The organism is Pseudomonas sp. NPDC089408 (genome assembly GCF_044749445.1).
Classification (GTDB): Bacteria; Pseudomonadota; Gammaproteobacteria; order Pseudomonadales; family Pseudomonadaceae; genus Aquipseudomonas.
Map to the genome: position 1 here is coordinate 1 of NZ_JBIVHY010000021.1, position 22681 is coordinate 22681.

The following is a 22681-nucleotide window of genomic DNA, read 5'->3' on the forward strand; positions in this document are numbered from 1 at the left end:
ACTGTTCGGGCTTCTGGTCAGAGTGAGAGGTGGGTGGCGACTTGGCTCCCACTCGTGCTTTAAGCACCGCTGGCTTTCAGTCTGCCACCCACTGCTCTCACCCTTCTGAGTTTAAGAGGCCTTGAAGACACAAGCTGGCTTGCCGGCGATGGGCCGCAACGCGGCCCCAAATTGCTTAACTGACTGGCATTAGGGCATGCACGCTCCCACAGGGTTGAGTCCGACGCGGTCAGTGTAGGAGCGGCCTTGTGTCGCGATAGGGCTGCCCAGCAGCCCCGGCCATTGCTGTTTCTGCGCTGAAATCCTGGGGCTGCTGCGCAGCCCTTTCGCGACACAAGGCCGCTCCTACAAAGGGCCAGTCAATCCTGAAAGGTTGTAAATGAGCATTCCGAGCCTGTTTTCAACGCCGCATGATCGTCGCGCAGGCATTTTTCGTACAGGCTACTATTGATCCAATAGCTTAACCCCTCTTCTTACGCCCACCAGCCACCGGCATCTACGATTTGTATTTCAGGTGTCGCGTTTGCCACTTAGTAGCAGTGCATCTATTCCCTGTGCCACCCCTCTTGCAAAAGCCTCAACGTTTAGTAACTCAAGGCCTCTTCAAGGGAAACAGACGTGACCTCGCGCAGAACACTAACAAGCCAGGAGCTGCAAGAAATATATCCAGCCGCGCCTTTTAGCTATGACTTTGAAAGCATCCTTTCATGGGACAGCCCATACACACTGCCTATAGCACCGCCGAACATAGCATCGCTCTCAAAAGAGGCGCTCAGAGTCAACTCAGCGACCATTGCGAAAAATGTGATACAGGAAATCGAGGCCACTTGCCCAGAGGGAACCCCTGGATTTGAAAATTACTTGACCAAACACTATTCAGAAATAAAAAAATCCCACCCAAACCAGACAAACGATCTTTACGCCCAAAAGAAATTCCTGCTGCTTCTCTATAACAAAATCTACAACCAAGCAATCCACCATAATAATCTTTACATGGCAGAACACATATACACCACAGGCATCGACGATGCAGCCCTGAATTTTGAAAACATCGTAAGCGATTACGGCGGGCGCGAAAAAGAATTCTTTGTTATCGAGGAAGACCTGCACTTACTAATGAGCAGCATTACCGCCGCGCAAATTGAAATAGTGCTAAACCGCTGCCTTGAAAAAGTCAAAAAGGAATACGAAAATCTCCAAAAAAAAAAAAAAAAAACAATAAGAATTTTACAAAACAACCACAACAAACACAGTGAAGACAACTCCATCACCCTAAACCCGAACTCCGCAATTGAGCTGAGCACAACACTAACAACAATATCAATCGACCCAATCAGATTCGACAGACTCAACTGGAAACTCTCAAGCGGAATAGAGGAAATCAAAAGACTAGCCCTTGCTGCAACTCCAATATTCAGGCTAGGCATAGGTTTATTTTTTTACTCGTCAGAATTAGGCAACGCTGATTTGTATCACGAATCAGCCCTGAGCATGCCTGCCGAACAACTCATTCCTGATTTGCCTACGAACATTCATGACATCGCGCTCAAGCACGGAACAATCGAATCTCCGCTCCGAATAAAGGCCAATCTGGACACGTATATACTTACGAACAATGCAAACTCCGCAAACGCTGAAAAAAAGGTGCCTGTACGCCCCTTAGTAATGGATAAAAGTGGCAATAGCTACACATCGATTCCATCGAGCGACTTTCCAATCAGGCTCAGCTTCCCCATTCATACCGTGAATGGGACGTCAACTACAACCCCCAGTAATCCGATAACGTCGGATCCCTATGAGGGTGTCAATCTCAGACCCGTATGGATAGACGCGACACCACTCCCTGCCCATGAGTTACCAAACTATAAAGACTGCATCTATTGCTTCCCGCCAGAATCTGGCCTATCACCATTGTACGTAGTTTTCAATTCTCCCTATCCCGGCGCGACAACAATAGGCACTTTCAGCGGACGCCCTTACAACCCAGACAAAGCGGGTGGACCTATCGAGAAACTGGATTGGCGAGAGGCTAGGATCACGGCGACCGGTGTCGAACTGGTCAAGCTACACATAAGTCGCTTCACATCCTCTGACGCAAACAAGATTATGATTGATAGGCTTGAGAAAATCCTACAGGGCGAAGTACAAGCATCCGACATCGACAAGCGATTTTTCACGCACGAAATAAGGGAGCTTGAGCGCTTCCGCGCCCTTGGTATTGCTGATAAAATTTTGCCAACTGATCGTGGCGAGGCATGGAACAACACGCATGCAGCTACTTTAGAAGACTACCAGCTTGGCTCAGAGGCCGAATTACTATATACGACAGAAGCTCTGGAAGCAGACCTGAAACAGCTTGAGCGGGAATATTGATGAATACCATACGCGATGTAATTCAAAACGAAACTCCTACTGACGTAATTCTTTTCATCACAAGAGGCACTGGCGTTTCCCACCCGCAGATAGATAGGCTCTACACTCAATGCAATTGGATTCATCTCGGCGATTGCAATGGCCTTCTGAATCTGATTAAAAAAATGATAGAAGATGGTCTTATTAAGGAAGAGGGTGGGGGGTATGTGAAAGGCCCAAAATGGACAGCACCTAAATTCATGCTCGAACAAAAATATACGTTCAATAATGTTTCATAGGGATTAGCCCTTAATCGCGCCGGCAGCCGGCGGTTGCCGCCGATTGCTACCCGGCTGGACGCGCTGGGGCGCACGTTTCACCCTTGAGACCGCGCGGGCTTCTTCGCGGGCATGCCCGCTCCCACAGGTACTGCGCAGGCCTCAGGCTGGTGCGGTCCCTGTGTGAGCGGCTTTAGCCGCGAACACCGGCGCAGCCGGTGCCATGCACCGCGTTGGATTTTCGCGGCTAGAGCCGCAGGGTATGCGGACCGCTCACGAACCCAGTTCTCTGCGCGACAGCGCAGCCCAAAGGGCTGGGCGACCTCCCCAAGGTTTGAATCCGGCTCGGTCGATGTGGGAGCGGGCTTGCCCGCGAAGAGGCCGGCAGCTGCACTACCGCTACTGGCACCACGCACTCACAGCCAGTCCGCCTTGTCAGCAAAAAACGCCTGCGCATTCGCCTCCAGGCTCTCCAGGTGATACCCCCCCTCCTGCACAATCAGGCACGGCAAGCGCAACGCCCGAATCCGCTCACCCAACGCAGCAAACCCTTCAGTCGTCACCGCCACCTTGCTCTGCGGGTCCAGTTCGTAAATATCGAACCCCAACGACAACACCAGCACCTCGGCACCAAAGTCCTTCACCGCAGCCAGCGCAATGTCCAGTTGCCCCATGAAGTCCGCTTCGCTGGCCCCGTGCGCCATCGGCAGGTTGAGGTTGTAGCCCTCCCCCTCACCGCTGCCACGCTCATCCTCGAACCCGGCCACGCCTGGGTAGAAGTTGGTCGGGTCGCCATGCACCGACACGTACAGCACATCACGGCGATCGTAGAAGATCTCCTGAATGCCCTGCCCATGGTGCATGTCAGTATCCAGAACCGCCACGCGGCTGTAACGGCTGCGCAAGGCCTGGGCGGCCACGGCGGCGTTGTTGATGTAGCAGAACCCGCCCGCCGCATCGAACCGTGCATGGTGCCCCGGTGGCCGGCACAGGGCATAGGCCGCCGGCTCGCCATCGAAAATCGCCTTGGCCCCGGCCACCGCGCTCTGCGCCGACCAATAGGCCGAGTGCCAGGTGCTTTCGCCTACCGGGCAGCTGCCGTCGGCCAGGTAACGCCCGGCCTGGGCGAGAATGCCGCGCAGGGCGTTGGGCTCGCGCACGAAAATGTTCGACATGACTTCATCGCCCCAGTCCTCGGGCACGTCCTTCCAGCGTGCATGGGCTTCTTCGAGGAAGGCCAGGTAGGCCTCGCCATGCACCGCCGTGAGCGGTTCCAGGCCGGCGTCGTCGGGCCGGCGGATGTCAAAGCCAAGGTCCTTGGCCGCCTGCAACAGGCGCTGGGCGCGTTCGGGGATTTCCTGCGGGGTGCGCATGGCACCGCGCGAGTAGTAGCTGCGCGGGTGGTGCAGCAGTTGTTCGGGGTGGAAGTAGCAACGCATCAGGCTTCTCCTTGTTCGACACGGCCGGCGCGGGCCAGCACGGCATTCAGCAGCACATCGACGCCTTGGCGGGCATCCTCGGGCAACACGTCTTCGGCTTCGTTGTGGCTCAGGCCGCCAACGCAGGGGATGAACACCATCGCCGTCGGGCAGTAGCGGGCCAAGAGGATAGCGTCATGGCCGGCGCCGCTGACGATACTTTGCTGGGCATAACCCAGCGCATCCACCGCTTGCTGCACGGCGGCCACGCAGTCGGCATCGAACGGGGTAGCCGGGCTGACCCAGTGGCGCTCGATGCGCACCTGCAAGCCACGCTGGCTGGCGATGGCTTGCAGCTTCAGGGTCAGGTCACGCTCCATCGCCTCGATGGCTTGGTCACGGTGGTGGCGCAGGTCGACGGTGAATTGCAGCAGGCCCGGGATGGTATTGCGCGAAGATTTGGCGATGGACAACTCGCCCACGGTGGTCAGCCCTTCGGGGGCAAAATCCGCCGCCAGTTGCTCGACCGCCTGGATCATCCGTGCCGCGCCGTACAGGGCATCCTTGCGCAGCGGCATTGGCGTGGTGCCAGCATGGGCCGCCAAGCCTTCGACCGTCACATCCAGCCAGCGGATGGCCTGGCCGCCGCTGACCACGCCGATGGCCTTGGCGTTGTCTTCAAGGATCGGGCCTTGTTCGATATGTGCTTCGAAGTAGGCATCCACCTGACCACCCAATGGGCGCTGGCCGGCGTAACCGGTACGTTGCAGCTCATCGGCAACGCTGATGCCATCGGCGTCGCGGATGGCTAGCGCCTCGGCCAGCGCAAGGCTGCCGGTGAACACCGCCGAGCCGAACATGGCCGGGGTGAAGCGCGCGCCCTCCTCGTTGGTCCATACCGCAATTTCCAGCGGCTTGCGGGTCTGGATATTCAGGTCGTTGAGTCGGCGCACCACTTCAAGCCCGGCCAGCACGCCGTAGACACCATCGAAACGGCCGCCTTCAGGCTGGGTATCGAGGTGGCTGCCGATCATTACCGGGGCGGCATCCGGGTCACTGCCAAGGCGCCGGGCAAACAGGTTGCCAATGGCATCCACGGTCAGCGTCAGGCCGGCTTCGCGACACCAGTGGCTGAACAGTTCACGGCCGGCCTTGTCCTCATCGCTGAGGGCCAGGCGGCAGCTGCCGCCGCGGGCGGTGGCGCCGATTTCGGCCATGGCCATCAGGCTCGCCCACAGGCGTTCGCCATTGCTTTTCAACATGTGCGGGTACTCCAGAATAAATCGGTTCGATCAGGCCAGTTCAAGCTGCTGGCTACGGGCGTACTGGCGCGCCAGGGCAAGCACGCAGAGCAGCGAGATAGTGGCGATCAGGGTGTAGAACACTGCCATCGGCCACCACTGCCCAGTGAAAGCGTGGGCCAGCCAGGTGCCGATCAGCGGGGTCAGGCCGCCGGCGATGGCGCCGCAAATCTGGTAGGCCAGGGAAATGGCGGTGTAGCGCACGCGGGTTTCGAACATGCCGCTGACGTAGCCGGCGATCACCGCATAGAACGAGGCCATGCAGGCTGCTGCCAAGGCGATGCCGAGCACGATCAACGGGCCTTGGCCCGAGCTGACCAACACGAACATCGGGTAAGGCGAGGCCATCGCCAGCAGCGCGACCAAGGCCAGGAAGCGCGTGGCGCCGATCTTTTCCGACAGCCAGGCGGCCAGCGGCTGCACGCAGAACTGGATGATCGCCACGAAGAACAGGCACTCCAGGATCAGCGAGCGCTCCAGGTGCAACTGCTGGGTGGTGTAGCTGATCATGAAGGTGTTGGTGAAGTAGACCCCGGCAATGCCCAGCGTATTGGCGCCGATGCACAGCAACAGCGGGCGCCAGGCGGTGCGTAGCACCTCGAACACCGGTGCCTGCTCCTTGCGCCGGGCCTTTTGCGCCTGCTCGCGGCTGGCAATGAATTCGGGTGACTCATTCACCCCCAGGCGAATCGCCAGGCCTACCAGCAGCAGCAACGCGCTGGCCAGGAACGGCACACGCCAGCCCCAGCTCATCAGGTCCTCTTCTGGCAGGCGGGTGACCGCGCCGAAGGCCAGCAACGACAGGATCAGGCCTGCCGGGCTGCCCAGCTGGGCGAACGAGGCAAAGAAGTTGCGCCGGCCCTTGGGGGCGTGCTCGCCAGCCATCAGCACCGCCCCGCCCCACTCGCCGCCCACCGCGATGCCCTGGACGATGCGCAGCAAAATCAGCAGCACCGGCGCGGTGGCACCGATTTGCGCGTAGGTCGGCAGCAGGCCGATGCACACGGTGACGATGCCCATCATCAGCAGGGTGATAACCAGCGATTTCTTGCGGCCGATTCGGTCGCCAACATGGCCGAAGACGATGCCACCCAAGGGCCGGGCAAAAAAGCCCACGGCGAAGGTGCCGAACGCAGCCATGGTGCTGAACAGGCTGTCGTCAGAGGGGAAGAACAGCGCGCCGAACACCAGGGCGGCAGCGGTGGCGTAGATGTAGAAGTCGTACCATTCGATCATGGTGCCGATGAACGCGGCGGCTGCAGCACGGCGCGGTTGGGCGGAAGCGGTGGGCTTCATGGGGGCTCCTTTGCTTGTTGTTCTGGCAGGAGTTGACGGGGTCACGGTGGCGCTCTGTTGGCGCTTGGCTTGTTGGTTGGGTGTTGGCTTCTTCGCGGGTGAACCCGCTCCTACAGGGATCGCACAACCCCTGTGGGAGCGGGCGAGCCCGCGAAGAAGCCAACACCGATACAACAGGCCTCAATACCTGCGATTTATCGGCCCAGGGCTATGATTAGTCAATTTTCTATTTATTATGCGCACTATTAGTCACGCTTATTATCGAGCCCCGCCATGTCTGACCGCCTGCTCAACGACCGCCTCGACTGGAACCTGCTGCGCACCTTCCGCGTCATTGGCCAGGAGCTGTCCATCAGCCGCGCCGCCGCCCGCCTGCACCTCACCCAGCCGGCGGTAAGCCAGGCACTCAAGCGCCTGGAAGAGCAGCTCGGCCGCCAGCTCATCGCCCGCCGCGGGCCGCGCTTCGTGCTGACCGAAATGGGCGAGCAGCTGTTCCAGCTGGCCGGCGAGGTGTACGGGCAGATGTCGCAGATTGGTGGCTTGCTGGAGCAACCGGCGGACGAACTGGTGGGCAAGGTGCGCCTGCTAATGATCAGCCGCATCGTCAGTGAACGTTTCGACGATTTCCTTGCGGACTTCCACCGCCAGCACCCTCGCGTGGAGCTGGAGATCGACGTCATGCGCAGCTCCGACATCGTCGCCGCCCTGCAAGAAAAAACCGCCACCGCCGGCCTTAGCCTCAACCGCCGCGCGCAGCCACGACTGGAGCAACGGCTGTTCCTGCGCCAGCGCTATGCGTTTTTCTGTGGCAAGCACCATGCCCTGTTCGGCCAGGCCGAAGGCGACCTGCAACGGGAGAACTTCGTCAGTTTCACCAGTGACCAGATTGGCGGCATGCTGTCGCCACTGACCATTTTCCGCGACCAGCAAGGGTTTGCCGGGCGGATCGTGGCATCGTCACCAAGCCTTGAGGAAGTGCGCCGGCTGGTGATTGCCGGGTTTGGCATCGGCTGCCTGCCGGAGCATGTGGTGGCGCCAGACGTTGCAGCGGGGTTGCTGTGGAAGCTGCCGCCACAGGAAGGCATTGCCGATGTGGATATTCACCTGTTGTGGAACAGGGAGCAGCGGCTCAGTCGGGCGGAAGAGGTGTTTATCGAGGCGTTGCAGGCGAGCGTCGCTTGAAAGCTTTGTGCGGTCATTGTAGGAGCGGCCTTGTGTCGCGATAGGGCCGCAAAGCGGCCCCGGCAATGTCAGTGGCGAAGCTGCAATCCAGGGGCCGCTTTGCGGCCCGATCGCGACACAAGGCCGCTCCTACAAGAGACCGCGCAATTTCTGGTATCAGGCAGTTGCCATGGCCGGGTAATCGGTCAGGCCATGGGCATCGCCGCCAAACAGCGTGGCCCGTTCGTGCTCGGCCAGCGGCGCATGCAGCTTCAGCCGCGCTGGTAAATCCGGGTTGGCTACGAACGGCCGGCCAAAGCCGATCAGGTCTGCCCAGCCCTCCTCCAGCGCCTGCCGCGCACGTTCGCCGGTGTACTTGCCGGCATACACCATCACCCCTGGGAACACCGCCCGCAGCTGTTGCTTGAAGTCCCTCGGCATGTCCGGCGCATCGTCCCAGTCGGCTTCGGCAATGTGCAGGTAGCCAATGCCGATTTCGCCCAGGCGTTTGGCGGCTGCGGTGTAGGTGGTGACGGGATCGTCATCGACACAGCCATTGAGCGTGGTCAGCGGTGCCAGGCGTACACCCACACGCTGGGCGTCGCCCGTGCCATCGACCAGCGCACGGGTCACTTCGTCAAGGAAACGCAGGCGGTTCTGCAGTGAACCACCGTAGCGGTCGGTGCGGTCGTTGGCGCCGGAGTCGAGGAACTGGTTGACCAGGTAGCCGTTGGCGGCGTGCAGCTCGACACCGTCAAATCCGGCCGCCATGGCATTGCGCGCGGCCTGGCGGTACTGCTCGACGATCTCGGCGATTTCCGCTTCGCCCAATGCACGCGGTTTGGAAGCCTGGACGAAGCCCGGGGTGCCGTCGGCAGTGTCGATGAACACATTCACCCCTTTGGCCTGCATGGCCGAGGACGATACCGGTGCCTGGCCGCCGAGCAGGCTGCTGTGGCTGAGGCGGCCAACGTGCCAGAGCTGGGCGAAGATGCGCCCGCCGGCGGCATGCACCGCGTCGGTGACCAGACGCCAGCCGTCGACTTGCGCCTGGGTGTGGATGCCCGGGGTGCGCGCGTAGCCCTTGCCCAGCGGCGCGATCCAGGTGCCTTCGCTGACGATCAGCCCGGCACTGGCGCGTTGCGCGTAGTACTCGGCCATCAATGCGGTCGGTACGTCGCCAGGCTGGCCAGCGCGTGAGCGGGTCATCGGCGGCATCAGTACGCGGTTGGGCAGGTTCAGGGCGCCAAGTTGCAGGGGTTGAAACAGCGGATCATGAGTCATGGTGTTTATCTCCGTAAGTTGAATGAGGGGTCAGGCGCGGCTGATGACAGGTTGTGGCTGGGCCGGCACGCGGCGGTCGAGGCGGCCGCTGTACAGGGTCAGGGCCAGGGCACCGAGGGTGACCAGCGCGGCGATCCAGGGCGTGTGGCCAAGGCCGAGCTGCTGTACCACCTGGGCACCGCCCCAAGAGCCACCGGCCACACCTAGATTGAAAGCGGCGATGTTGAAGCCAGCGGCTACGTCGACCGCGTCCGGGGCAACCTTTTCCGCTTGCTGTACCACGTACACCTGCAGGCCCGGCACGTTGCCGAAGGCCACTGCGCCCCAGGCCAGTACGGTCACCACCACCAGTACCGGGTGCGGCGCGGTGAAGGTCAGCGCCAGCAGCACCACGGCCAGCAGCAGGAAGATTATCGACAGCGCCTTGACCGGACCTTTTCGGTCGGCCAGGCGGCCACCCCAGATATTGCCCAGGGCAACCGAGACCCCGTAGGCGAGCAGCACCAGGGCGATGCTGTTGGCCCCGAAGCCGGCGATGTCCTGCAAGATCGGCGCAAGGAAGGTGAAGGCGATCAGCGAACCGCCGTACCCCACAGCGGTCATCGCATACACCAGCAGCAGGCGCGGTTGCAGCATGACCCGCAGCTGGCGCAACAGCGGTGCCGGCTGGCTGTGCTGGACGCCTTTAGGCACGAACAGCAGTGCGCCGAGCAGCGCCACCAGGCCGAAGGCCGCCACCACCAGGAAGGTCACGCGCCAGCCGAAGTGCTGACCGATGAAGGTGCCCAGCGGAATGCCGGTGACGAAGGCCACAGTCATGCCGCTGAACATGGTGGCGATGGCGCTGGCGGCTTTTTCTTTCGGCACCAGGCTGGTGGCGATGATCGAACCGACCGAGAAGAACACGCCATGGGCCAGGCCGGTGAGGATGCGCGCCATGATCAGCGATTCATAGCTGGGCGCCTGCCAGGCCACCAGGTTACCGGCGGTAAACAGGGCCATCAGGCCGACCAGCAACAGCTTGCGCGGTACGCGGCCGGTCATGGCGGTGAGCAGCGGCGCGCCGATGGCGACGCTGAGGGCATAGAGGCTGACCAGCAGGCCGGCCGAAGGCAGGGTGACGGCCAGGTCGTTGGCGATGGTCGGGATCAGGCCGACGATCACGAACTCCGTGGTGCCAATGGCGAAGGCCGCCAGAGTCAGGGCTAACAGGGCGAGAGGCATTTGAGAATCACCTGTGGAAGGTTGGGATGGGTGAATTCTCGGGGGATGCGAGGGCGGGAAAAAGATAAAGCCGGGACAATGAGTTTTGACTTGAAGGCAAAGGTATTGGCCAGGCTGTTGCGGAGGGGTCAAGCTTTTTGGTTGCCTGGGCAGCCTCCTTCGCGGGTAAACCCGCTCCTACAAGGCACGCGGTCGCTGTAGGAGCGGGTTTACCCGCGAAGGAGGGCAAAGCCCTCCCCTTACCCACTATTAAACCGCAGGCACCGGCGCATGCTGTGCAATCAACCCCAGCTCACGCAATTCGGCCCAGAACGCCGCCGGAATCACCGCGTTGAACGCCGCCAGGTCCTGATCAGCATGCAGCGGCCGGGTCGCCCCAGGGATCACCGCCGCCACCGCCGGGTGCGCCAGCGAAAACTGCAGTGCCGCCGCCTTGATATCCACCCCATGACGCGCCGCCACTTCATTCAGGCGCTGCACACGCGCACGGATCTGCGGGCTGGCCTTCTGGTACTCGTAGTGGTCACCCCCGGCAATCACACCCGAGTTGTACGGGCCGCCGACAACAATGCCGAGGCCTTGCGCCAAGGCACCCGGCATCACCCGTTGCAGCGCACGTTCGTGGTCCAGCAGGCTGTAGCGGCCCGCCAGCAGAAAGCCGTCCGGGCGTGCTTCTTCCAGGTCCAGGGTCAGTTCGATCGGCTCGACGCGATTAACCCCCAGGCCCCAAGCCTTGATCACGCCTTCTTCACGCAGGCGGGTCAGCACGCGGAAGGCACCGGTGCGAGCAATTTCGAACTGGCTCAGCCATTCGTCACCGTAGAAGTCCTGGGCGATGTCGTGAATCCAGACAATGTCAAGGTAGTCGGTGCCCATGCGCTTGAGGGTGTCTTCAATCGAGCGCAAGGTGGCATCGGCGCTGTAGTCGTTGACGATGCGGTTACGGTTGCCATGCTCGAACAGGCCGCTCTTCTCACCCAGTTCACGGGCCGCCGGGTCTTCCAGTTCGTCGAGGATCACCCGGCCTACTTTGCTGCTCAGCACGTACTCATTGCGAGGGCGCTTGGCCAGGGCCTTGCCCAGGCGGATTTCCGATAGGCCGGCACCGTAAAACGGCGCGGTATCGAAGTAGCGCACGCCATTGTTCCAGGCTGCGTCCACCGAACCTTGCACTTCGGCGTCCGGCACGTTGCGGAACATATTGCCCAGTGGCGCGGTACCGAAGCCCAGAGGGTTGGCGATCAGGTCTTTCAAGCTCATGGAATGTCTCCAGTAAGGGTGCGTAAAGTCATCAAGCGACGACGTGAGCACATCCTAGGCTGGCCAAATCGAGACCGTCCAAGTCATAATTCGTCACAGTTAAGTCCCTGGAGGTCTCATGCAAGATCTACGTCAGTTGCGCTACTTCGTGGCCGTCGCCGAATGCGAGAACGTCGGTCGGGCCGCCGAGCAGTTGCACATCTCCCAATCGCCGCTCAGCCGGCAGATCGCCCAGCTGGAGGACAACCTTGGCCTGGCACTGTTCGAACGGCGCAACCAGCGCCTGTACCTGACCAACGACGGGCGCACCTTCCTGGCCGAGGCGCGTGGCCTGCTCAAGCATGCCGAGCGCCTGGAGTCGCTGGGCAAACGCCTGGGCCGTGGCGAAGAAGGCGGGCTGTGTATCGGCTACGTCAACCACGCCATCCATGCCGGCGTGCTGCCCGGCGCAGTGCGAGCGATTCGTGGCGAACGCCCGAACATTCACATTGCGCTGTACAACATGACCCCTAACGAGCAGTTCGAAGGGCTGCGCCAGCGCAGCCTGGACATTGCGCTGGTGTGCGAGCCGCCACCGAAGAACGACCCTGACCTGCGTGCGCAACCGGTGTTGGACGACCCGATGCTGCTGGCCATCCCGGCGCTGCACCCCTTGGCCAGCAAGGCCGAACTAACCCCGGCCGACCTGCATGAACAGGAATGGATCATCACCGGCGGCCAGCCCGACCAGGTCAACAAGCGCGATGATTTCATTGCCCGCTGCGGCGATGCCGGCTTTACCCCGCGCCTGTCGCTGGAAGCCACCGACCCGCTGAGCGTGCTGGGCCTGGTGTCTGCCGGCCTGGGCCTGGCCATGGTGCAAAGCAGCCTGTCGGCCAGCGCCGGGCCAACCGTGGTATTGCGCCAACTGCAATGGTTCCAGCCCAGCGTGCAACTGTGGGCGGCCTGGCATCAGGTCGACCTGCGGCCGATCGTGGGTATTTTTCGCCAGCGGGTGCTGGCATTGGCAGTAGAAGGGCTTGATAAGTCCATGCAGGTCTGAACTCAGTCGAATTACGTCTTTTACAGTCTTAAAGCGCTTCACTAGCATGGCTCCCATCGATGCAACTCACCCACAGGAGCCATTCCATGAACATCGACCTCGGCGGACGCACCGCCATCATCAGCGGCTCGACCGGCGGTATAGGTCTGGCCATCGCCCGCGGCCTGGCCCGCGCCAACGCCGACGTGGTCATTGCCGGGCGCAGCCAGAAGTCGCTGGATGCCGCCTTGGCCGAACTGCGTGAGCAAGGCGGCCAGGGCCAGGTTCACGGCGTAATCGCCGACCTGGGCACCGCTGCAGGTGCCGAAACCCTGTTTGCCGCCCACCCGCGGGCCAATATTCTGGTCAATAACCTGGGCATCTATGACGACGTCGACTTCTTCGACGTGGCCGACAGCGAGTGGTCGCGCTTCTACGACACCAACGTACTCAGCGGCGTGCGCCTGGCCCGCCACTATGCCCCCGGCATGGTCGAGAAAGGCTGGGGACGGATACTGTTCATTTCCTCGGAATCGGGCATTGCCATCCCGGCCGACATGATCAACTACGGCGTCACCAAGGCCGCCAACCTGGCCGTATCGCATGGCCTGGCCAAACGGCTGGCCGGTACCGGCGTTACCGTGAACGCGGTACTGCCCGGCCCGACCCTGACTGACGGCGTGGCCGCGCTGGTGGCCGATGCGGCCCAGGCGTCGGGGCGCAGTATTCGTGAAGAAGCCGACAACTTCGTGCGTACCGCGCGGCCAAGCTCGATCATCCAGCGCGCAGCCGATGTCGACGAAGTCGCGCACCTGGCGGTGTACCTCGCCTCCCCTTATTCCTCTGCCACCACCGGCGCGGCCCTGCGGGTCGACGGCGGTGTGGTCGACAGCCTCGCTATTTGAGTTCAACTGGAGAATCACCCCATGGCAACTGCCTACGCTTCCCTGCAAACCAACCACAGCCCTGAACACGTCTGGGCCTTGATCGGCGGTTTCGACAGCCTGCCGGACTGGCTGCCGTTCATTCCCGAGAGCATTTCCAGCGAAGGTGGCCGAGTGCGCTCGCTGAAAGACCCGGACGGCAACAGCATTGTCGAGCGCCTGGTGGCGTTTGACGAAAAACAGCGCAGCTACAGCTACACGATCCTGACCAGCCCGTTCCCGGTGACCGGTTACCTGTCGACCCTGCGGATCAAGGCCAATGGCCAGGGCAGCCTGGTCGAATGGTCTGGTGAGTTCACCCCGGCAGGGGTCAGCGATGCCGAGGCCCAGGCGCTGTTCAAGGGCATCTATGAAGGTGGCCTGGAAGCCTTGGCGAAAACCTTGGGCTGACACCAGTCCCCTGTAGGAGCGGGTTTACCCGCGAAAGCGTCAGTCGCCAAAACAGTGGTGCCTGAGCTGACGCATTCGCGGGTAAACCCGCTCCTACAATCATCCACCTCTGTATTTTTGCCTCGCCGTCAAAACACCTTGCCCGTATCACGCCTGTTTCCCCCGCCCCAATCTCCGCTAGCCTCGCGCCCACACCCGTCTTACAAGGACCCGCACCATGCCAACCGATCATCAAGCCTGGGCCTGGACCCCGAACGCCGGCCTCGACGGCCTGCAACTGCTGCGTAAGCCCCTGCCACACCCCGGCCCTGGCGAAGTGTTGGTGGCTAACCGCGCCATTGCCCTCAACCCGGTGGACTGGAAAATCTGCGAGTGGGGCCACCCGGCTTGGCAGCAAGGCACCGTGCCAGGTGTAGATGGTGCCGGCGTTATAGTCGCCGCTGGCGCAGGCGTCGACCTGCCGTTGGGCAGCCGTGTCGCCTACCACCAATCGCTGGCCCGCGACGGCAGTTTCGCCGAGCACTGCCTGCTCGATGCCAGCCTGGTGATGCACATTCCCAGCGCCCTCAGCGACAGCGCCGCTGCCGCAGTACCCTGCCCCGCCCTGACCGCCTGGCAGGCCCTGGCCAAAGTCCCCGAAGGTGCCAGCCGCGATGTGCTGGTGATCGGTGCCGGCGGCGCAGTGGGTTTCTACCTGGCGCAACTGGCTGCACAACGTGGCCTGCGCGTCTGGGCGACAGCCGGCCAGCGCCATCACGCCACGCTCAAGGCGCTTGGCGTAAGCGCTGTGTTCGACTACCAACGCGCCGACTGGCAACAGCAGCTGCAGGCCTCCCTGGGCGAGCGCCCGCTGCATGCCGTGTTCGATACCGTCAGCGGCGCCCATGCTGGCAGCCTTGCCCACCTGCTCGGCTACAACGGCCACCTGGTGTGCATCCAGGACCGCCAGGAAAGCGCGCCAACGGCGGCCTTCAGCACGGCGATTTCGCTGCATGAGGTGGCGCTGAACAGCATTCACGCCCATGGCCAATTGGCAGATCGCCAAGCCCTGCGTGTGGCCGGCGAACAACTGCTGCAGGCGGTAGCCAATGGCAGCCTGATCGCACCACAGCGCCGCGAGTTCGCCTTTACTGCATTACCACAGGCGCTGCGCCAGCTGAAAGACGGCACCGGTGCAGGTAAATGGGTGACGCGCCTGGATTAAGCGCCACTACATTGCCACCCGATATTTTTGCCAGTAGCCCGAATGCCTGACGCGGTTCACCATCGCGTCAGGTTAGCAAGAGGCTCTGCGATGGACTGGCTCATTTTGTTTCATCTGGCAAGCTACGGCGCCGCACTGCTCATCATTGCGGTCTTTGCCCTCATCTATGCGACCCGCTCGCAATTCATGCCCTACCACGCTGCGGCAATTGAACGCCCTTGGCACACGCTGGATGCCCCTTTGCAACTGCTGCTGTTAGCCCTGGTACGGCTGATCGGCTGGGGCTGGCTGGCCATTGCCTGCGCAGGGTTGATGATGCTGTACCAAGTATTCGTCCTGCGTGTTCCGCTGCAACTGCTGGTGCTGTTACAAGCGTATTGCCTGCTGGCGATCACGCCGATTATCGCGGTAAGTGGCCAAGTGAAACGCCGTACCAATGGATCACCACCGGTCATGGCCAGTTGGGTGACCATGATGCTGTGCTGGCTGGGCTTTTTCTTCGGGCTACTGGCCCGGGCTTGCGCGTAGGGAGATAGCGATGAAAGAACCTGTTCTGGAAAACGAGCGAAGGGCTGCTGCCGATGCCCAAGGCGGCACAGCTACTTGGCTGGAAGCTGCTCAAGCATGAGCAGCACACGCAAAGGGCGGACCCTGGCAACTGCGACTGCTTGTTACAAGATAATCGACCTGGCGGGGCACCACTCGACCGAGGTGTAATGCTACAACTTGGATCCGATCTTGTGACGGGGTATGCTGGGCAATAGCTAAACGCCATTACCCAGGCAGGCCTCGTGCCCGCCTTCAAGGACGAGCCTGTGCCCAGCCACCCTACCCGCCATACCATCGCCCGCCAGTGGCAGTTGCTCAAGCTGCTGCCAGGTCGCCACCCGGGCATGAGCTCGACCCAGTTGCAGGTCGCCCTGCGCAGCGTGGGCCATACCACCAGCAAACGCACCGTCGAGCGCGACCTGGTCGAACTCGCCGCGCTGTTCCCACTGCAATGCAACAGCAAAGGCATGCCTTATGGCTGGTACTGGCAACCAGGCCTGAGCCTGGGCGAAGCGCAACAATTGCAACCCGACGCGCTGACGCCGCCGGCACAGGTTGAACTGCACGCCTGGGTGGATGACGCCCTTGCCCGTCGCCTGGTACAAGCGCCGCTGTCGGCAGACATGCAACTGACTGCGCAAACCAGCGGTGGCGCGGCGCTGGTGGCCACTGTCGATGACAACCGGGCGTTGATGGGCTGGTTGCTGTCGCAGGCCGGCTCGATCCGGGTGCAAGCCCCCGAGGCGCTGCGTGTGGCCATGCTCGATCAGTTGCGCCAGAGCCTGGTGCTGCACGATGGCGGTTGTTGACCGGCAGGCAAAAGTCATTGTCCCGCGGGCCGCTTTTTCCCCCTGCCGGCCCTGCGCAGAATTCGCTCCTGACAACGCAACATTTTCAGGAGTACACGATGAAACGCTTCAAGCCCCTGCTGCTCGCCGTCGCGCTGGCGACCACTGCCCAAACCACCTTGGCCGCGGACTGGCAGACTTCGCCATACGGTAAACAGGATGAAATCGGCGCCGCCAACTTGCTCACCCCAGAGGTGGTCAAACAGGCGGTCGGCCTGGTCAAGACCGGCAAAACCTACCCACTGGCAGTACCGGTGAGCAAGGACTTGCCAGCGTTCCGCCACCGCAGCTTCCACCTGTACAACATCCAGCCCGGCGAGCAGGCTGGCCAGACCCTGGGCCGCAACAAGTTCAGCTTCAACGATGAGCTGGTCAACGGCTGGACAGGCGTCGGCACGCAGCTTAACGGCATCGGCCATATCGGCATCGACAACGTCTACTACAACGGTAACAAGGCTGCTGACTTCGTCACTGTCGAAGGCGTGACCAAACTGGGCGTGGAGAAAGTACCGCCGATGGTCACCCGTGGCGTGGTGCTGGACATGACGGCCTACTACGGTAAGGCCATCGTACCGGGCGGTACCGCGTTCACCGTTGCCGACATCAAGCGCGTGCTGAAGAAACAAGGCATTACCCTGCGCAAGGGTGATGTGGTGTTGTTCAACACCGGTTGGCTAGAGCTGATCGGCAAGGACAACCAGCAGTTCCTCGCCACCGAACCGGGCATCGACTTGCCTGCGGCTGAATGGCTGGCAGACCAGGGCATCGTTGCCTTTGGTGGTGATACCTGGGCCTCCGAGGTGTACCCCAACCCGACCGGTGAAGAGTTCCCGGTCAACCAGTTCATGCTGGCCAAGCGGGGTATCTACAACCTGGAGCTGATCGACACCCGCGCGCTGGTAAAGGACAAGGCGTTCGAGTTCCTGTTCGTGTTGGGGCAACCGCTGTACAAGGGCTCGACCCAGGTGAACATCAACCCGGTGGCGATTTACTGATCACCATCCTCCAAGGCTGACTCGATACCTGTGGGAGCGGGCATGCCCGCGAACACCGGCGCAGCCGGTGCCATGCACCGCGCTGGCTAAAGCCGCTCCCCACAGGGTATTCAACCTGGGCGGATTCAGAAGGTGCCGGGATACGCCCCGCCATCGATCAGCAGGTTCTGCCCGGTGATGTAGCCGGCATGTGCACTGCACAGGAACGCGCAATACGCACCGAACTCGCCGGCATCGCCAAAGCGCGCCGCTGGAATGGCCTTGCGCCGGGCTTGGGCAGTGACCTGCTCATCACCGCCTGCTGCCTTCAGCGTCTTTTGCAACCGCGCGGTATCAAACGCCCCTGGCAGCAGGTTGTTCAGCGTGACATTGCTGCCCGCCAAGCGCTGTTGCCGGGCCAGGCCGGCTATGAAACCGGTCAGGCCGCTGCGGGCACCGTTGGACAACCCAAGGATATCGATCGGTGCCTTGACTGCACCGGAAGTGATATTCACCACCCGCCCGAAACCCCGCGCGGCCATGCCATCGACCACTGTCTTGATCAACTCGATAGGCGTGAGCATGTTGGCGTCCAGCGCCTTCAGCCAGTCTTCACGCCCCCAGTCACGAAAGTCCCCCGGTGGCGGGCCACCGGCGTTATTGACCAGAATGTCGACCTGCGGGCAGGCAGCCAGCAGCGCCTGGCGCACCTCGGCGTCGGCAACATCACCGGCCACGGCCCGTACTTCGATGCCCGGGCAGGCGGCGCGCAATTCGGCAGCGGTCTGCTCCAGGGTGGCCTGGGTGCGGGCATTGATGACCAGGTTGACACCTTCTTTGCCCAGCGCCTCAGCGCAGCCTTTGCCCAGGCCCTGGCTGGCCGCGCAGACAATGGCCCAGCGGCCGCTAATGCCTAGATCCATAGGGTTGCTCCTTGATGCAATACGGTTACAGGGTCACTGGATGGGTGAGAACGCGGCAGGCATCAACAGTTTCGACTCCATCCGCACCAGCATCGGGAACGCCACGGGAATGAAGCGCTCCAGCCAGTCCGCATCGCGGTAAAGGGCGGCGCGGCGTTCGATGCGCGCGTCAAGGCTCTCGTAGGCCCAGATATGCACGACCTGGTTCAGCTCGCCAATTTCGGTGTACCACCAGCCCACCAGCTTGGCGTAGCGCGAGATCACCGGCAAGCCTTCCTTTTCAAAGTGTTCCAGGTACTGCTTCATCTTGCCGATGTGCAGGGTGTAGGTACGCATTTCATAAAACATGGTCGTGGTTCCGCTTCAGGTTCAGAGGTTGCCGTGATAGGCATCGGTGATCAGGCGCTCGACATCGTGCGCCGTGGTCAGCCGTGGGTTGACCAGCACATTGCCGCTGCGCATCGAGTCGCTGACCATCTGCGGCAAAAACTCCAGGTCCACGCCCAGCTCTCGGATGGTCGCCGGGATGCCAATGGCATGGTTCAACGCCACCACCGCGTCCACGGTGCGCGCTGCGGCCTGCTCCAGGCTGAGCCCGGCAACATCGGCGCCCAGGGCGATGGCGATGTCGCGGAAACGCTCCGGGCAGGCTGGCAGGTTGAACTTGATCACGTAGGGCAGCAGCGCGGCGTTGGCGATGCCATGGGGGATGTTGAACACCCCGCCGAAGGTGTGGGAAATGGCGTGTACGTTGCCCAGTTTGGATTGCGAGAACGCCACCCCGGCCAGGAACGAGCCCAGCAGCATCTGCTCGCGGGCAACCCTGTCTGTACCCACGAAGTAGGTCTTCTCCAGGCTGGCAGCGATCATGCGAATCGCCTGCAGGGCCATGGCCTGGCTGATCGGATTGGCCTGGCGTGACACGTATGACTCAATGGCATGAGTCAGCGCATCCATGCCGGTGGCAGCAGTGATGGCTGCGGGCAGCTTCAGGGTCAGCGCCGGGTCGAGGATGGCCAAGCGTGGGAACAACCGCGGGCTGACGATGACGGTCTTGAACAACGTGCGCTTGTTGGTGAACACGGTCGACGCCGTGCATTCACTGCCGGTGCCCGACGTGGTCGGAATGGCGAAGATCGGCAGTGGCGGCTGCGCCAATTTGTCGTAGCCCTCGTAATCGAGGATGTTGCCGGGGTTGGTGGCCATCGCCGCCACACCCTTGGCGGTGTCGATGCTGCTGCCGCCGCCTACGCCGATCACCGCCGTGCAGCCGCGCTGTTTGAGCAGCGCCACCGCAGCATCCAGCACATCGGTGCTGGGGTTGGCTTCAACCGCCGAGAACAGTTGATAGTCGATACCCGCTTGCTCCAGCGAAGCGAAGAAGCCCGCAAGGATGCCGGCATCGATCAGGCCCTGGTCGGTCACCACCAGCAACGGGCCGTCAAGGTAGGGCTTGAGCAGCGCACCGGCCTGGTCGGCAAGGCCCGCGCCGCATTTGGCAATGGTCGGGAAATGGAACTGGAATTGGCTCATGAGGGGTCCTCAGGCAACTGCGTTGTTCTTGTTGTGCCCACCGTGACGCTGGCGGACCGTGCCGGGGCAATCTAGAGCGCAGGCCGGGGCCACCGATAATGAAAAGAGCTGATCCGCCAATAACCCCTGCTTATCCCCCGCAAGGCAATAAGCAGGCGTTATTGGCGGATCAGCTCTTTTCATTACCCGCCCTGCCGGCAGTGCTCCAACAATCGGCCTGCGTAGCCACTACGCCTCCCGATAATCACAACAACGAGCTCCTGCGATGAAGACCTCACCCTCCCCGTCTGCCCTGGCGCTGCCTGCTGCAGCACCGATGACCACGGTGCGCTGGCGCATCTTCCTGATCCTGTTGCTGCTGACCGCAATCAACTACATCGACCGCGCCTCGCTGTCGGTGGCACTGCCGCTGATTGCCCCCGAGTTCGACCTGACGCCGGCCATGGAGGGGCTGATGCTCAGTGCCTTCTTCTGGTCCTATGCGCTGATGCAGATCCCCGGCGGCATGCTGCTGGACCGCTTTCACACCCGCGGCATCATCGGTACAGCCACCGTGGCCTGGGGCTTGTTCCAGGCGCTGGGCGCGGCCTCGCACAACTGGCTGGTACTGCTGCTGACGCGCATCGGGCTAGGCGTGGCTGAGTCGCCAATCATGCCGGCTGGGGCCAAGCTCAATGGTGCCTGGCTGACACCCAACGAGCGCGGCCGCGGCGCCGTGCTGGTGGATGGTGGCGCACCGCTGGGCAGTGCCCTGGGGGCGATCCTGATATCCGGCCTGATCGCCTGGCTAGGGTCGTGGCGCCTGGCGTTCGTGGTGGCCGGCGTTGGCACGGTGCTGGCCGGCATCCTCGCGTACCGGTATATCCGCAACCACCCCAGCGAGCACCACGGGGTGAACGAAGCCGAACTGCGCCATATCACCGAAGGCAACGCCAGTGCCCATGCCGCCGCGGCCAAGGCCAGCCTGCCACTGCGCGAGCTGCTCAAAGACCGTTCGATCTTTGCCATGTTCGCCGGCTACAGCTGCATCCTGGCCGTTTTCTACGGTTTGCTGACCTGGATGCCCAGCTACCTGCACAAAGCTCATGGCCTGAACATATCGGCCATGGGTGGCGCAACCTTCCTGATCTTCATGTGCGGGTTTGTCGGCGAGCTGATCGGCGGCTGGATTGGTGACCGCTGGCGCGCCAGCGGTGCCTCGCCCAACCTGGTAATGCGCAGCATGTTCAGCGGCTCGGCGCTGGTGGCGGCGGTGTGCATCCTGGCGGCGGCCTATGTGGGCGAAACCGTTGCGGTGATCAGCCTGCTGTGCGTGGCGATGTTCTTCATTCGCTGGTGCGGCATGTACTGGTGCCTGCCGGCGATCATTGGCGGGCCGTCGCGCACCGGGGTGCTGGGCGGTACGATGAACTTCTGCGGCAACATGGCCGGGGTGCTGGTGCCCATCGTGATCGGGCTGATCGTTCAGTACACCGGGGACTACTTCTATGCACTGATCTTCTTTGTTATCGCAGCGGCGTTGATTGCGCTGTTTTCGAGCTTGATCGATTACCGTGAGCGGCAGTTCTGAACTTGAGTCGGTCGGGGCTGCCTTGCAGCCCATCGCCGCAATTCGTCGGCACGACAAGCCAGGCCTCAATCGGCCGTCAATTCTTCCACCAGCAACCGCGCTGCCGGCGACAGCGGCGCGGCCACCCGATGCACGATGCCAAAAGGCTCGCTCAATGCTCGCAGCTGTACTGCCAACGACACCAGCAAGCCGCGCTGTTGGGCGAAGGCTGCTACCGCGCTGGGGATGACCGCCACCAATGTCGGGTCGTCTTGCAGCAGCATGAAGGTGGCAAAGGTGGAAAACGTCTCCAGGGGATAGCGCGGCACTTCGACCCCTGCTTCGCTCAACTCGCGCTCCAGCGCCTGGCGCATGGGCGTGTTGGCCGGGTAGACCGCCCAGCGGTACTGGCTCAGGTCGCCGACCTCCAATGCCTTGGCCCCGGCCAGCGGATGCTGCGGGTGGGCGACGACCGCCAGCGGCTCCTGGGCCAGCTCGACAAAGGCATAGTCCGCAGCGTTGCGGCCCAGGCTTGGCCGGCAGATAGCCAGATCGAGGCGCCCCTCATCCAGTTTGGCCAACAGGTTGGCGCTGGTATTCTCGGCGATTTCCACCGCCAGCTGCGGCTGCTTGCGGCGCAAGCGCCCCAAGGCACTGACCAGCGTCGGCATGGCGCCCATGATGCTGCCAACCGCCAGCCGCCCACCCTGGCCCTGGACGATGCCAAGCACCTCTTCGCGCAAATGCCCCAGGTCACTGTGGATCAGCCGCGCATAACGCACTACGCAGCGGCCTACGTCATTGGCCACCAGGCCACTGGGCTGGCGCTGGAACAAGGCAACCCCCAGCACCTCCTCTACTTCGCGCAAGGCCTTGGTTGCCCCAGGCTGGGAAATGGCCATGGCTTCGGCCGCCTTGTGCAGTGAGCCGCAGCGGTCAAGTTCGATCAACAAACGCAACTGGCGCAGGCGCAGGCGGGAGAAAATGGAGTCCAGGGAAGGAATCATCAGGCAGCTCGGCATTGGTTTTGTAATGCCGAGCACTATAGAGGGTCGTCAACCGGCGATTGTTGAGTTTGCGGCAAATGACCTTTGACCTGAGGGCATGCAAGATGCATGGCTAAGGCTAAAGGCTGGCGCTCGATCTCACAGGCGCCAAAAATCTTCAGACAA

21 protein-coding genes are annotated in these 22681 nt (G+C 62.0%); 11 read left to right on the plus strand and 10 right to left on the minus strand.

Going from position 1 to position 22681, the window contains the following annotated elements; translation table 11 throughout:
* The first annotated feature begins 618 nt into the window (after window positions 1-618).
* Both ACIP02_RS23860 and ACIP02_RS23865 read left to right on the plus strand, forming a co-directional pair.
* Window positions 619-2373: an S-type pyocin domain-containing protein gene (locus tag ACIP02_RS23860; RefSeq protein WP_400621482.1), complete on the plus strand. Its 1755-nt coding sequence runs from the start codon at window positions 619-621 to the stop codon at window positions 2371-2373.
* A complete protein-coding gene (locus ACIP02_RS23865; RefSeq protein ID WP_400621485.1) occupies window positions 2373-2651 on the plus strand; it encodes a hypothetical protein in 279 nt (92 codons plus the stop codon). Before ACIP02_RS23860 ends, ACIP02_RS23865 begins: the two co-directional genes overlap by 1 nt.
* A 395-nt stretch (window positions 2652-3046) precedes the next feature.
* Here ACIP02_RS23865 and ACIP02_RS23870 read toward each other — a convergent pair whose 3' ends face one another.
* From ACIP02_RS23870 to ACIP02_RS23880, 3 genes are read right to left on the minus strand one after another with little or no spacing between them, the layout of a single operon-like run.
* On the minus strand, window positions 3047-4069 hold the full coding sequence (locus ACIP02_RS23870) for a histone deacetylase family protein (RefSeq protein ID WP_400621488.1): 1023 nt from the start codon (window positions 4067-4069) through the stop codon (window positions 3047-3049).
* Entirely contained in the window at window positions 4069-5310 is a 1242-nt protein-coding gene (locus ACIP02_RS23875; protein WP_400621491.1) for a Zn-dependent hydrolase, read from the minus strand. The genes ACIP02_RS23870 and ACIP02_RS23875 overlap by 1 nt, the downstream gene beginning before the upstream one ends.
* Window positions 5311-5340: 30 nt before the next feature.
* The gene (locus ACIP02_RS23880) at window positions 5341-6645 is read right to left on the minus strand and encodes an MFS transporter (protein ID WP_400621493.1); all 1305 of its coding nucleotides are present in this window, start codon (window positions 6643-6645) and stop codon (window positions 5341-5343) included.
* A gap of 273 nt (window positions 6646-6918) precedes the next feature.
* On the opposite strand from ACIP02_RS23880, the gene ACIP02_RS23885 reads away from it, so the two are divergent.
* Window positions 6919-7827 carry a LysR family transcriptional regulator gene (locus tag ACIP02_RS23885; protein WP_400621496.1) on the plus strand — a complete coding sequence of 303 codons (909 nt, stop codon included), beginning with the start codon at window positions 6919-6921 and terminating at the stop codon, window positions 7825-7827.
* 156 nt (window positions 7828-7983) lie between these two features.
* On the opposite strand, the gene ACIP02_RS23890 is transcribed toward ACIP02_RS23885, so the two are convergent.
* The 3 genes from ACIP02_RS23890 to ACIP02_RS23900 all read right to left on the minus strand — a co-directional run bounded on the left by ACIP02_RS23890 (window position 7984) and on the right by ACIP02_RS23900 (window position 11574).
* The gene (locus ACIP02_RS23890; RefSeq protein ID WP_400621499.1) at window positions 7984-9090 is read right to left on the minus strand and encodes an alkene reductase; all 1107 of its coding nucleotides are present in this window, start codon (window positions 9088-9090) and stop codon (window positions 7984-7986) included.
* 30 nt (window positions 9091-9120) lie between these two features.
* A complete protein-coding gene (locus ACIP02_RS23895; RefSeq protein ID WP_400621502.1) occupies window positions 9121-10314 on the minus strand; it encodes an MFS transporter in 1194 nt (397 codons plus the stop codon).
* A 249-nt stretch (window positions 10315-10563) separates the two neighbouring features.
* The gene (locus ACIP02_RS23900; RefSeq protein WP_400621504.1) at window positions 10564-11574 is read right to left on the minus strand and encodes an aldo/keto reductase; all 1011 of its coding nucleotides are present in this window, start codon (window positions 11572-11574) and stop codon (window positions 10564-10566) included.
* 118 nt (window positions 11575-11692) lie between these two features.
* On the opposite strand from ACIP02_RS23900, the gene ACIP02_RS23905 reads away from it, so the two are divergent.
* From ACIP02_RS23905 to ACIP02_RS23935, 7 genes are all read left to right on the plus strand, one after another.
* On the plus strand, window positions 11693-12616 hold the full coding sequence (locus tag ACIP02_RS23905) for a LysR family transcriptional regulator (protein WP_400621507.1): 924 nt from the start codon (window positions 11693-11695) through the stop codon (window positions 12614-12616).
* 86 nt (window positions 12617-12702) lie between these two features.
* Entirely contained in the window at window positions 12703-13500 is a 798-nt protein-coding gene (locus ACIP02_RS23910; protein WP_400621510.1) for an SDR family NAD(P)-dependent oxidoreductase, read from the plus strand.
* A gap of 21 nt (window positions 13501-13521) precedes the next feature.
* Window positions 13522-13929 (plus strand): SRPBCC family protein, encoded by a 408-nt coding sequence (locus ACIP02_RS23915; protein ID WP_400621513.1) that lies wholly within the window; start codon window positions 13522-13524, stop codon window positions 13927-13929.
* A gap of 217 nt (window positions 13930-14146) precedes the next feature.
* The gene (locus tag ACIP02_RS23920; RefSeq protein WP_400621515.1) at window positions 14147-15133 is read left to right on the plus strand and encodes a zinc-binding dehydrogenase; all 987 of its coding nucleotides are present in this window, start codon (window positions 14147-14149) and stop codon (window positions 15131-15133) included.
* 42 nt (window positions 15134-15175) lie between these two features.
* A complete protein-coding gene (locus ACIP02_RS23925) occupies window positions 15176-15661 on the plus strand; it encodes a hypothetical protein (RefSeq protein WP_400621518.1) in 486 nt (161 codons plus the stop codon).
* Between the two features lie 287 nt (window positions 15662-15948).
* The gene (locus ACIP02_RS23930) at window positions 15949-16491 is read left to right on the plus strand and encodes a WYL domain-containing protein (protein ID WP_400621661.1); all 543 of its coding nucleotides are present in this window, start codon (window positions 15949-15951) and stop codon (window positions 16489-16491) included.
* A 98-nt stretch (window positions 16492-16589) separates the two neighbouring features.
* Window positions 16590-17525 carry a cyclase family protein gene (locus ACIP02_RS23935; RefSeq protein ID WP_400621520.1) on the plus strand — a complete coding sequence of 312 codons (936 nt, stop codon included), beginning with the start codon at window positions 16590-16592 and terminating at the stop codon, window positions 17523-17525.
* A gap of 125 nt (window positions 17526-17650) precedes the next feature.
* Here the strand turns inward: ACIP02_RS23935 and ACIP02_RS23940 are convergent, their stop codons facing one another.
* From ACIP02_RS23940 to ACIP02_RS23950, 3 genes are read right to left on the minus strand one after another with little or no spacing between them, the layout of a single operon-like run.
* Complete coding sequence (locus ACIP02_RS23940) at window positions 17651-18427, minus strand: SDR family oxidoreductase (RefSeq protein WP_400621522.1); 777 nt, start codon at window positions 18425-18427, stop codon at window positions 17651-17653.
* 33 nt (window positions 18428-18460) lie between these two features.
* On the minus strand, window positions 18461-18775 hold the full coding sequence (locus ACIP02_RS23945) for an NIPSNAP family protein (protein ID WP_400621525.1): 315 nt from the start codon (window positions 18773-18775) through the stop codon (window positions 18461-18463).
* 21 nt (window positions 18776-18796) lie between these two features.
* Entirely contained in the window at window positions 18797-19960 is a 1164-nt protein-coding gene (locus ACIP02_RS23950; RefSeq protein ID WP_400621528.1) for an iron-containing alcohol dehydrogenase, read from the minus strand.
* 265 nt (window positions 19961-20225) lie between these two features.
* Between ACIP02_RS23950 and ACIP02_RS23955 the strand changes: the two genes are divergently transcribed.
* Entirely contained in the window at window positions 20226-21530 is a 1305-nt protein-coding gene (locus ACIP02_RS23955) for an MFS transporter (protein WP_400621530.1), read from the plus strand.
* Window positions 21531-21595: 65 nt separating this feature from the next.
* On the opposite strand, the gene ACIP02_RS23960 is transcribed toward ACIP02_RS23955, so the two are convergent.
* Complete coding sequence (locus ACIP02_RS23960) at window positions 21596-22516, minus strand: LysR family transcriptional regulator (protein ID WP_400621533.1); 921 nt, start codon at window positions 22514-22516, stop codon at window positions 21596-21598.
* Window positions 22517-22681: the final 165 nt, after the last annotated feature.